A 12,069-nucleotide genomic window follows, 5' to 3' on the forward strand; every position below is an offset into this window, starting at 1 on the left:
CTGCGGCCGTCGCCGCCCCCCGAGGCCGCCGCTCAGCAAGGCTGCCCGTTGAAGACACAGGGCTTGTAGCGGCTGCGGTCGAACTCGACGTTCTCCTGGTAGACCCGCTCGTTGCCGTTCACGCCGTCCCGCTCGGGGTCGTTCCAGAGGATGTGGTTCCACCAGTAGAACAGCGGATAGGGCTCGGTGTAGTAGACGGGGTTGCCGTAGTGGCTGCGGGCATGCTCCTCGACCATCCGCCCCGTCACGTAGTCCACCTCGCCGTTCCCCTTCAGCGAATAGAGGAAGAGGAACATGCGGGCTTCGTGGTCGTACACCTCGTCGAGGCGGGTGTCCTCGTCCGGCTCGGGCGGCAGGGGACCGGTCGCAACGGCGGGAAAGGCGATCAAGCACGACGCCAGCAGGGCCGAGAGGATTCCGACGTGCCGTCTCGTCATGAGCATACCCCCGGTGCGGTGGAAAGAGGCCATCCGCCCGTCCGCTCCCCGCCCGGCCACCGAAACCGGGCCGCCGCGCAAATTCTAGCATGAGCGCGGCGAGGCCTGTCAATCCGCGCGGGTCGGCCCGTTCCCGCCTTTACTCTCCGCGCCGCGGCCTTCTATAATGCGCGCCCATGGCTCCGATGACGCCGCCCCGCGCCTCCCTCGCCACGATCGGTTGCCGGCTCAACCAGGCGGAAACGGCCCTGCTCGCGGACCGCCTCCGGCAACGAGGCTACCGCCTGGTCGCCTTCGGCCAGCCGACGGACCTCCTCGTCCTCAACACCTGCGCCGTGACCGATCAGGCCGAGGCGGATTGCCGCTACCTCATCCGGCGGACGCTCCGGCGGTCGCCGCGGGCTTTCATCGCCGTCACCGGCTGCTACGCCCAGACCAACCCCGAGGCGATCCGGCGGCTGCCCGGCGTGGACCTGATCCTCGGCGCCCAGTACAAGATGGCCCTGCCGGAGTACCTCCCGCCCGCTGCGGGGCTCCGGAAGCGACCGGGCCCCGAGCTGCTGCACACCCGGACCCTCGCGCGAGAGGAATTCGACCTGCCCGGCGTCGGCGACTACGCGACCACGAGGGCGAACCTCAAGGTCCAGGACGGGTGCAATTTCATGTGCTCGTTCTGCCTGATCCCCTTCGCCCGGGGCCGCGAGCGCAGCCGGCGGGCCGGCGACGTGCTGCGCGAGGCGGAGGCGCTGGCCGCGCGGGGCCACCGCGAGCTGGTCTTGACCGGCGTCAACATCGGGCACTACGCCAGCGAGGGCCTGGACCTTGCCGGCCTGATCCGCCGCCTGGAGGCCATCGCCGGCGTGGACCGGATCCGCATCTCCTCCATCGAGCCGACGACGATCACGGAGCCCCTGCTCGAACGGCTGGCGACCTCGCCCAGGCTCTGCCGCCACCTGCACATCCCCCTCCAGAGCGGGGACGACGAGGTCCTGGCGGCCATGAACCGACGGTACCGGGCGGGCGACTATCGGACGCTGATCGAGCGGGTGCTGCGCCTGGTCCCGGACCTCGGCCTGGGGACCGACCTCATGGTCGGCTTTCCCGGCGAGACCGACCGGCAGTTCGCCAATACGGTGGCCCTCGCCAAGGACCTGCCCTTCTCGTACCTGCACGTCTTCAGCTACGCGGAACGGCCGGGCACCGCCGCCGCCCGCCTGGCCGACCGGGTGCCGGAGCGGACGGTCAAGGCCCGGAGCCGGATGCTCGCGGAGCTGTCCCGGGCCAAGCGGCTGGCCTTCTGCCAGCGCCGGATCGGCCGTAGGGTCCGGGTCCTCGTCGAGCGGCGGGAAGGCGACGGCCTGTGGACCGGCTTGACCGACGACTACCTCCGCGTCGGTCTGGCCTCCCCCGACGACCTGACCAACCGGTTCGTGGACATCGTCGTCACGGGCGCCATGGACGGCCTGGCGATCGGGCGGCTTGCGGTCGAGGGGGCCGGGCGGTAAGATCACGGCTTCGCCACGACGGGAACCGCATGCAGGACTATCGCGTCCACATCGAGACCTTCGGCTGCCAGATGAACGAGTACGACAGCGAGCTCGTCCGCTCGCTGCTCAAAGCCCGCGGTTTCTCGTTCACGGAGGACCGGGCGCGGGCGGACGTGGTGCTGATGAACACCTGCGCGATCCGCGAGAACGCGCACAACCGCGTCTACGGCCACCTGGCCGAGCTGAAGGCCCTCAAGCGCGGGCGGAGCCTCGTCGTCGGCGTCCTGGGCTGCATGGCTCAGAACCTCAAGCAGGATCTGATGGACGCCGAATCGGTCGTCGACGTCATGGTCGGCCCGGACGGGTACCGGAAACTGCCGGACCTGCTGATGCGCGCGATCGAAGGGCGGGAGAAGGGCCTGGCCGTCGACCTGTCCGAGTATGAAACCTACGGCGACATCGTGCCCGACCGAACCGAGGGGGTCACCGCCTGGATCGCGGTCATGCGCGGCTGCGACAACTTCTGCTCCTTCTGCGTGGTCCCTTACACCCGCGGGCGCGAGCGCTCCCGCGACCCGCAGGGTATCCTGGCCGAGGCCGAGCGGCTCGCAGCCCAGGGCTACCGGCAGGTGACCCTCCTCGGCCAGAACGTCAACTCCTACCGGTTCGGCGAGTGGGACTTCGCCCGGTTGCTCCTGGCTGTCGCGGAGGTGCCGGGCCTGGAGCGGGTCCGCTTCACCTCGCCGCACCCCAAAGACTTCCCGCCCGCGCTCCTGGACGCGGTGGCGGGCCATCCGAAGGTCGGCAAGCACATCCACCTCCCCCTCCAGTCGGGCAACGACCGGATCCTGGAGCGGATGAACCGGACCTACACACGCAAGACGTACCTGGCGCTCGTCGAGGACATCAGACGCCGCACGCCGGAGATCGCCCTCACCACCGACATCATCTGCGGGTTCTGCGGCGAAACGGAGGCGGAGTTCGCGGACACGGTCCGGACCGTCGAGGAGGTGGCCTTCCACGCCGCCTTCATCTTCAAATACTCCGAGCGCAAGCACACGATCGCCGCCCGCAAGTATCCCGACGACGTGCCGGAGCCGGTGAAGTCCGAGCGGGTGACCCGCCTGGTCGAGCTCCAGAAGGCCATCTCACTCCGTCATAACCTCGCCATGGTCGGTCGGACGCTGTCCGTGCTCGTCGAGGGCGACTCCAAGAAATCCGACCGGCAGTGGATGGGCCGTGCCGACAACAACGTGACCGTTGTCTGGGAAAAGGGCGGCTCCGTGACGAAGCCCGGCGACCTGGTCCCGATCCGCATCGTGACCGCCTCGGCCACGACCCTCCTCGGCGAGGAGACCTCCTCCACCTCCACGTAGGTCCGCGCCGCCGCCCGACGGCTACCGGCCCCCCGCCCATTCTGGTCGCGATTACCGCGCTTGGCGCTCCGGGGCGAAGCGCGCCCTCGCCCCCTCCCCAACGTTGTTCTTCACGGCTGTTGGGGAGGCATCGGCCCGGCCGAGCTCGTGCCGTGCTCCCGCGCAGCGGTTGAATCGAACCGCCCTGCGTATGAACGAGAGGGAGAAGCCCCCATGCCCCTGGAACGAATCATCTCGACCGGCGTGCGCGGCTGGCCGCTCCTCGGCATCCTCCTGACGGGGATGGCAATCCGGTGAGCGCCCCCTCGATTCAAGTTATTTCACCTAACACTTTTAAGGTGGACAGTAATGATGATATCGGCATTGCGCCCTCCCGCTTACACTGGCCCTATCGGTGAGGTGACGTGACGCTCCTTCCATCCTGACGATGCGGGCGCCGGCAGCCCAGGCCGCCACGTGAGCTACACGGCCCACATATTCGGGACGCGCTACCGCGCGGACCGTCTTCTGAAGACCGGCCAGGGCGTCGACACCTACCTCGGCACCGACCTGGCCCGAGGTCAGGCGGTCGTGATCAAGACGGCCGAGGCCGACAGCCTCTCTCCCGGCGCACGCCTGCGCCTCGAACATGAAGCCCGCGTGCTCAAGGAGGTCCGCAGTCCCTGGCTGGTCCCCCTGCTCCACCTGGGCGCGGAGGCCGGGGTGCTGTACCTGGTCATGCCCTACCTGGCGGGCATGACGTTGGAGCATCGCCTGCGCTCCGGGCCCCTTCCCCTCCGCGAGGCCCTCACCGTCGGCTATTGCCTCTTCGCCGCACTGCAGGAAGCCCACGATCAGGGGGTCCTGCACCGGGACGTGAAGCCAGCCAACGTGATGGTGCGGGAGGAGTCCCCCCTGCAGGGGGCGATGCTCATCGATTTCGGCCTGGCCCGCAGCCTGTGGCTCGCCCCCACCCTCCGCGACCAGCCCGTCGGTTCCATCCGGTACATGGCGCCGGAGTTGGCCGGGGGCATCAAGGACGAGGTGGCGGAGTACTCGGACCTCTACGCCGCGGGACTCGTCCTCTTCGAGTGTCTGGCCGGTCATCCCCCGTTCCGGGGGAACGACGTGGGCGAGGTCCTGCGGCAGCACCTCACCGCGCCGGTCCCCGACCTCCGCCAACTCGGCGTGGCGGTCCCCACCGTGGTGAACGACATCCTGCAGCGACTGTTGCGCAAGGACCCGCGTGACCGCTACCAGTCCGCGGCGGCGGTCGTGGCCGACCTGGCGGAGCTGACCGACGCGCTCGCGCGGGGCGTGGCCGACCCCCTGATCGTCGTCGGCGCGCACGACCGGCGGCGGACCCTCGCCGAGCCGGCCTTCATCGGGCGCGGGAACGAGCTGGCCGCCCTGGGCGATCGTTTGCAACGGACCTGTTCCGGAGCGGGCGGCCTCGTCCTGGTCGAGGCGGAGTCCGGGGGCGGCAAGACCCGATTGCTCGGCGAGCTGAAACGGATCGCCGAGCACCAGCGGCTCTGGGTGCTCATGGGCCAGGGGGTGGATCAGGCGGCCCAGCGGCCCTTCCAGGTCCTCGACGGCGTCGTGACGGAGTTCGTCGCCAGGGCGCGGGCGGATCCCCGGTGGTTGGAGGGGTTCGGGGCGCGCCTGGGGGACCAGGGCGGTGCGGTGGCGGCGGCGCTGCCGCAGGTGGCCTCGATCCTGCGGCCAGACCCCTCGCATTCACTGGGGCCGGAAGCCTTCGGCGAAACCCGCACGATCGACGCCCTGGGCCGTCTCCTCGACGAACTGGGGACGGAGGAGAGGCCGGCGCTCGTCCTCCTCGACGATTGCCAGTGGGCCGACGAGCTGACCGTTCGACTGCTCATCCATTGGCAACGCCGGCGCCCGGCCACCTCGCAGCCTGCGCGGTACGTCCTGGTCGTCGCCGCCTTCCGCGGCGAAGAAGTGCCCGCCCACCATCCCCTCCGCACGCTTCCGCCGGAGCAGCGCCTGCTCCTCGAGCCGCTCGGCGTCAAGGACATCCAGCGGCTGCTGGAATCCATGGCGGGGCCGCTGCCGGCCGAGGCGGTCGAGGTCGCCACCCGGCTGTCCGCCGGCAGCCCCTTCATGGCCTCGGCCGTCATGCGGGGCCTCGTCGAGATCGGCGCCTTAGTCCCGGAATCCTCCGGCTGGGCGACCGACCCCCAGGCCCTGGCCGAGGCACGCTCCTCCTACAGGGCCGCCGTCTTCCTGGCCCGGCGCCTGGAGCAACTCCCCTCCGACGTTATCCGGCTCCTCACGGTCGGAGCGGTGCTGGGGCGGGAGTTTGACCTCAAGTTCGCGCGGAGCCTGGCCGGCCAGGTCGCCGGCCAGGTCGCCACGGGCCTGGAAGCAGCCCGGCAACGCCAGTTGGTCTGGATCGACGCGGCCTCCGGACGATGCACCTTCGTCCACGACAAGATCCGCGAGGCGCTCCTGGCGCGCCTGCCGGACTCGGAACGCCGGCGGTTGCACCACGAGGCGGCGCTCTCGCTGGAAGCTCTCCAGCCCGAACGGATTTACGAACTGGCCTACCACTTCGACGCGGCGGGCGACCCCGAGCGGGCCTTTCCCTATGCCCTGGCCTCCGCCGAGCGGGCCCGACGCCAGCACGCGCTGGAGATCGCCGAAAAACAGTACCGGATCGCCGAACGGGGCGCCGGCATGTGCGAGCCGGCGGTCCGATTCCGCTTGGCGGAGGGGCTCGGCGATGTCCTGATGCTCCGGGGCCGGTACGACGAGGCGCAGCGGCAGTTCGAGCTGGCCAGAACCCTGGCGGCCGAGGAGATCAGCCGCGCGCAGGTTGAAGGCCGGATCGGGGAGCTCGCCTTCAAGCGGGGCGACTGCCAGGCCGCGAGCCAGGCACTCGAAAACGCGCTGCGGTTGCTCGGGCAATCCGTGCCGCGCCGGCGGCCGCTCGTCTTCCTCCGGCTCTGCCAGGAGCTCGCCTCGCAGACCTTGCACACCCTGGTCCCGAGCTGGTTCGTCGGCCGCCGCCCCCTGCAGGGCGCCGACCGCGACCTGCTCGCCGTCCGCCTCTACAGTCGCCTGGCCTACGCCTACTGGTTCCAGAAGGGCACCCTCCACTGCCTCTGGGCCCACCTGCGCGAGATGAACCTGGCGGAGCGCTATCCGCCGACGCTGGAGCTCGCCCAGGCCTACTCGGAGCACGCGCCGGCGTTGAGCCTGATCCCGCTGTATCGCCGGGGCATCGCCTACGTGGAGCGTTCCCTCGCCATCCGCAAGGCCATGGGGGACCTCTGGGGCCAGGGACAGTCGCTCCACTTCTACGGCGTGATCCTGTTCGCCTCCGCGCGCTTCGAGGAAGCCATCCAGAAGTGCCGTGAGGCCCTGCGGCTCCTGGAGCAGACCGGCGACCGCTGGGAGGTGAACCTGGCGCGCTACCACATCGCCTACAGCCTCTACCGGCAGGGGGACCTGGCCGGCGCCGTCAAGGAGGCCCGGCTCGTCTACCAGGCGGGGCTCGACATCGGCGATGCCCAGGCTCCCGCCATCAGCCTGGAAATCCTGGCCAAGGCCACGGGCGGGCGCGTGCCCGCGGACGCCATCCAGAACGAGTTGGGACGCCTCAAGGAAGACGTCCAGCGCACCTCCAACCTCCTCCAGGCGGAGGGCCTTCGCCTGCTCGGGGAAGGCCGGCCGGACGACGCCGTGGCGGCGATGGAGCGGGCCTTCGACATCCTCACCCAGACCGGGATGATGAACGCGTACGTGGCGCCGGCCTTGGCGTGGCTGGTCACGGCCCTGCGCGAAGCGACGGAACGGACCCCCCTCTGGGACCACCGGCGGCGGCGGGCGTTGCTCCATCGTGCGAGGCGGACCGCCCGCCGGGCCGTCCGCCTCGCGCGCAAATTCCCCGGAGACCTGCCCCATGCCTGGCGCGAGGCGGGCCTGCTCGCCGCGATTCGGGGACGCAACGAGCTGGCCCGCCGCTGCCTGGACAAAAGCCTCGCGACGGCCGAACTCCAGGGCGCGCGGGACGAATGGGCCCGCACGCTGCTGGCCAAAGGCCGCATCGGCCTGGCGTTGGGATGGCCCGGCGCGGCGGCGGAAACGGTTCACGCCGAGCAGCGCCTCCTCGCCCTGCGCGAAGGCTTGCACGAAGGGGACCGCCGGGCCCCGTCGTCCTCCGCGCACAGCCTGTCCCTGGCGGATCGCTTCGACACCGTGCTGGAGGCCGGCCGCGCCATCGCCGGCGCCCTGACCGCCCCGGCCGTCGTCGCGGCGGTGCGGGACGCGGCGCTCAAGCTGTTGCGGGGCGAGACCTGCCTGTTCCTGGACGTCACTCTCTCCTCGTCCGCAGACGGCCCGATCATCACCTGTCCCCATGAGGCGGCGGGCCCCTACAGCCGGACCCTGGTCGAGCGAAGCCTCGCCGCCGGCCTTCCCCTGATCGTCACGGAGGGGCTTCCCGACTGTCCCTCGGAAAGCACGGTGTTGACCGGCGTTCGCTCCGTGCTCTGTGCCCCCGTCTTCGTCCGGGGACGGCCCGCCGCCTGCCTCTACGTCAGCCACCGGCAGTTGGACCGGCTGTTCGGGGACGAGGAACGCCGGCTGGCTCAATTCATCACCACCCTCGCAGGAGCCGCCCTGGAAAACGCCGCGGGGTTCGCCGAGCTGACCGCGGCGCACGAGCAACTGCGCTTCCAGAAGACCCTACTGGAATGCCAGGGAGAGGCCTCGATCGACGGGATCCTCGTCCTTTCCCCGCAGGGGGCGATTCTCTCCCGCAACCGCCGGCTGGTCGAGCTGTGGGAGCTTCCAGACACGGCGTTGACCGCCGGAGCCGTGGAAGACCTCTGGGGGGAAATCGAGCGGCGGGTCGCCGCGCCCCCGGGCTGGGCCGCCACCGCCGCGGCGTTGACCGCCCGGCCAGAGGGCACGCAGCAGGAGGAGGTCCTGTTGACGGACGGCCGGACCCTGGATTGCTACACCGCCCCCGTGGCCCATCCGGACGGGACCTGGTACGGCCGCGCCTGGCACTTCCGCGACATCACCGCCCGCAAGCGCGCGGAGGAAGCCCTGCAGCTCGCGCACGCCCAACTGGAGCAGCGGGTGGCCGCCCGGACCGCCGACCTGGTCGAGTCCAACGCCAGGCTGCAGCAGGAGGTCGAGGAGCGGCGGCGGGTGGAGGAGGCCCTGCGCGAGAGCGAGGAGCGGTACCGGACGGTGGCCGAAACCGCCGCGGAGGCGATCATCACCATGGACGAGCGCGGCCGGATCGTCTTCGTCAACCGCGCCACGGAGCAGATCTTCGGGTACACGGCCGCCGAGCTGCTGGGCCGGCCGCTGACTGTGCTCATGCCGGACCGCTACCACACCGCCCATAAAACCGGCCTGACCCACTACCTGCGCACGGGACAACGGCGCATGGCCTGGGAGTGCGCCCATCTCCCCGGCCGCCACAAGAGCGGTCGGGAGATTCCGCTCGAGTTGGCCTTCTGGGAATTCACCCAGCACGGACGGCGGTACTTCAGCAGCCTGATCCGCGACATCACGGACCGCCTGCAGGCCGCCGAGCTGCGGACCCGGCTGCTGGAGCGGGTCATCTCGGCCCAGGAAGAGGAGCGACGCCGCCTCGCCCGGGAGTTGCACGACGAGACGGGGCAGGCGCTGATGGCCCTCCTCGTCCAACTGCACGAGATCGAGCGGGCCTCCACGCTGGCCGCGGCCCGGACCGCGGCCGAGCGGGTCCGGCAGATCGCCGCCCAGACGCTCGACGAGGTCCGCCGGCTCGCGATCGGCCTTCGCCCCAACGTGCTCGACGACGTGGGCCTCGTCGCCGCCATCGAGCGGTACGTCGCCGAATACACCAAGTCCTACGGCATCCAGGTGGACGTGCACGCGCGGGGCATCGAGGGCCGGCTGCCCGCGCCCATCGAGCTCGCCCTCTACCGCATCCACCAGGAAGCCCTCACCAACGTGGCCAAGCATGCGGGGGCCACGCTCGTGAGCATCGTCCTGGAGCGGCAGCCGCGCTGCGTGCAGGCGATCATCGAGGACGACGGGTGCGGCTTCGAGGTCCAGGCCACGCTGGACGCGACGGGACGCAACCAGCAGTTCGGCCTGCACAGCATGCGGGAGCGGGCCGCCCTCGTCCATGGATCGCTGGCGATCGAATCGACACCCGGCCGCGGCACCACCGTCTACGTCACCATCCCGCTGGACCAGGCGCCGCGCGACCCCGCCGACGGCGCCCCCTGCCCCACGGCCCCCTCGACCGGCCTCCGTCCTACCGGACCCGCAGGAGATTGATCTTGACAAAGACGCCCCGCCCGCGTAGCCTCGGCAGCAGTTTGACTGCTGCGCGGCACACCTTCCCAGCGAGCACCTTGTGACCCAATCTCCGAGGGCGCGACGTTTCGACCGACAGGCCTGTCGCCGGGGCTCCAGCCCCCTGCCCGCGATCCTGCTCGGCGTGCTCCTGGCGGGGTTCCCCGTCCTCGCGGCGGAGCCGATGGGGCCCGAGGAGGTCCTGCGGGCGCTGGTTCGCGCCAACGCCGAGAAGGACCTGGCGACGATGGCGAAGTTCATGGCCAAGGACGCCGACAGCGTCGGCTATTCCATCGCGGGGCGCAAGTACCTCGGCTGGCCGCCTTTCGCCAGGGAGATGGAGGAAGAATTCCGGTCCGTGGAACGGCTCGAGATCCCGATCACCGACCTGAAGGTCTGGACGCACGGCGACGTGGCCTGGTTCGCGATGGAACTCGATTACATCCGCTACGTCGGCACCGGCCCCAAGCAGACGCGCACCCTGCTCCCGCTGAGGGAAACCGGTGTCCTGGAACGGCGCGACGGCGTCTGGATCCTCGTGTCCTGGCACGAGTCCATGCGGACGGCGGACGGACCGCTCGCCCAGGCCGAGGCGGGCCTCGCGACCGAATCGAGCGGAAACGGCGCGGCCGCGAGCGCCGGGCATGACCTCAGCGGCCAGTGGGAAATCCAGGAGGAGGACAAGTCCTACGTGGCCACCCTGGATCGGGACGGCAACGGGACCTACTCCTGGCAAGGAGGGCGGATCCAGACGACGAAAGTCGCCGAGGGGCGGATCCAAGGCTCATGGCACCAGACCGGGAACGACCGGGAAGGCGGCTTCGACGTCCTCCTGTCCGCCGACGGCCGCGAGGCGCGCGGCGTCTGGTGGTACACCCGCGTCGGCGACCGGACCAACATCCCGCCCCGGCAATGGGGCGGCACGTACGTCTGGAAGCGGCTGGCTCCCGCGACTCCGACGAGGGGCGCGCCTTGATCCATCCGGCCGCCCCCGCGCCATTCACGATCGAACGATGGACGACAACCCTATGACTTCGGGAGGCCCCATGCTTCGTGCGATGTTCACCGCCCTATTGCTGTTCGGTCAGGCCGGGCTCGCTCTGGCGGACGGCGGACATGACCATGGCGCCGTCCCGACCCTGACCAACCAGACGACCACCACCGTGTCGATCGAGGAGGGCCGGGTCGTCCTGACCTTCGGGCCGATCGACCTCCCCTCGGCCCACGACGGCGAACTGGCCGCCAGCATGCCGAAGCACATCTTCAGCCTGCCGAAGGACATGTACCTGACCGGCTTCAAGTCCGAGGTCTTCACCAAAGACGGCCGTGTGCTGCCGAAGAACTACCTGCACCACATCCTGATGATCAACACGAGCCGCGACAGCATCTCCTGCCCGGGGGAGCCGCTGTTTTTCGGCGGCGCCGGCCTGGAGATGACCGAAGCCCGGTTTCCGGATGGCTACGGCGTCAAGCTGGGCAAGGGCGAGAAGATCATGTCGGTGGTCGCCTTCTATCACAAGGCGCCGCCGACCAAGGACGTGATGGCGCGGTTCACGATGTACATGGCTCCCGAAGGGGCGTCGGTCCAGCCGATGGAGGTCTACCAGGTCGGCGTCAACATCGTCTGCTACAGCAAGTTCAACCTCAGGGGCCCGGACCAGACCGACGAGGGCATCGAGATCAAGCCCGGCGTCCATGTCCTGTCGGCGCCGTTGAAGTTCCGGACCGACGGTTGCGTCAAGTTCGCCTATCCGCACGGTCACGACGAGCTGCTCTTGATCGCGCTGGAGAACAAGACGAGGAAGCAGACCCTGTTGAGGACCGTCCCCGACGTCGAGCGGGACGGCACCTTCATCGCGTTCCAGCCGCATCAAGTCTACCGGGACGGCCGGGGGTTCTCCATCTCGAAGGAAGACGACTACGAAATAACCATGGTCTATCACCACCCGCTCCACGCCCAAAACGTGCACCATGGGATGGGGAATTACCTCCTGTACATGACCCCGGGCACCTGCCCCCCCCAATCCGCCCTGTCGTTGCCCTGACCAGGCCGCCGACTCTCTTCGCGGCGGGCGCCGGTCCTCGACGGGGCGGCGCCGCCTGCCCGATCCTCTCCGACCTCCACTACATTTTGCGGTAAATCGAGATAACCATGGGCCTTGACTACCACATATAGTTGTGGCATAAGGCAGCATCGTAGACTTTCCGGCAAACCTTCTAGCCCAATTTGAGAGTAGACATTCCTCGGTCCTCCGATGTCTATGAGGCCGGCAGTGTCGCGGTTCTCGACTGCGCCGACGGTCGCACAAGTTGGGATGCGCAACCAGCCTCCTTCTCCAGGCCGACATCACGAGGGCACCGTTGCTCCCCGCGGCGCGGCGCGCGCGGGAGACGGCTGCGGCGGCCGCGCCACAAGTCGCGGCCCCCTCCCTTCGGCGGGGGGCGCCCGGCAATCCT

6 protein-coding genes are annotated in these 12,069 nt (G+C 69.8%); 5 read left to right on the plus strand and 1 reads right to left on the minus strand.

Annotated features, from left to right (window positions below; genetic code table 11):
- Window positions 1-32: 32 nt before the first annotated feature.
- A complete protein-coding gene (locus AC1U7O_RS03170; RefSeq protein ID WP_479893124.1) occupies window positions 33-437 on the minus strand; it encodes a hypothetical protein in 405 nt (134 codons plus the stop codon).
- A 176-nt stretch (window positions 438-613) separates the two neighbouring features.
- On the opposite strand from AC1U7O_RS03170, the gene mtaB reads away from it, so the two are divergent.
- From mtaB to AC1U7O_RS03195, 5 genes are all read left to right on the plus strand, one after another.
- Window positions 614-1,942 (plus strand): tRNA (N(6)-L-threonylcarbamoyladenosine(37)-C(2))-methylthiotransferase MtaB, encoded by a 1,329-nt coding sequence (gene mtaB, locus AC1U7O_RS03175; RefSeq protein ID WP_479893125.1) that lies wholly within the window; start codon window positions 614-616, stop codon window positions 1,940-1,942.
- A gap of 29 nt (window positions 1,943-1,971) precedes the next feature.
- Window positions 1,972-3,300, plus strand: a complete 1,329-nt coding sequence (gene miaB, locus AC1U7O_RS03180; protein WP_479893126.1) for a tRNA (N6-isopentenyl adenosine(37)-C2)-methylthiotransferase MiaB — start codon at window positions 1,972-1,974, stop codon at window positions 3,298-3,300.
- A 456-nt stretch (window positions 3,301-3,756) separates the two neighbouring features.
- Window positions 3,757-9,594 carry a protein kinase domain-containing protein gene (locus tag AC1U7O_RS03185; RefSeq protein WP_479893127.1) on the plus strand — a complete coding sequence of 1,946 codons (5,838 nt, stop codon included), beginning with the start codon at window positions 3,757-3,759 and terminating at the stop codon, window positions 9,592-9,594.
- Between the two features lie 79 nt (window positions 9,595-9,673).
- Entirely contained in the window at window positions 9,674-10,588 is a 915-nt protein-coding gene (locus AC1U7O_RS03190; protein ID WP_479893128.1) for a nuclear transport factor 2 family protein, read from the plus strand.
- A 70-nt stretch (window positions 10,589-10,658) separates the two neighbouring features.
- Window positions 10,659-11,657 (plus strand): hypothetical protein, encoded by a 999-nt coding sequence (locus tag AC1U7O_RS03195; protein ID WP_479893129.1) that lies wholly within the window; start codon window positions 10,659-10,661, stop codon window positions 11,655-11,657.
- Window positions 11,658-12,069 lie beyond the last annotated feature (412 nt).

The organism is Candidatus Nitrospira neuquenensis (assembly GCF_979578155.1).

Excerpts from the sequence above, each read along its gene's own strand:
- AC1U7O_RS03170 (WP_479893124.1), bottom strand. The coding sequence starts at position 437 with ATGACGAGACGGCACGTCGGAATCCTCTCGGCCCTGCTGGCGTCGTGC.
- mtaB (WP_479893125.1), top strand. The coding sequence starts at position 614 with ATGGCTCCGATGACGCCGCCCCGCGCCTCCCTCGCCACGATCGGTTGC.
- miaB (WP_479893126.1), top strand. The coding sequence starts at position 1,972 with ATGCAGGACTATCGCGTCCACATCGAGACCTTCGGCTGCCAGATGAAC.
- AC1U7O_RS03195 (WP_479893129.1), top strand. The coding sequence starts at position 10,659 with ATGCTTCGTGCGATGTTCACCGCCCTATTGCTGTTCGGTCAGGCCGGG.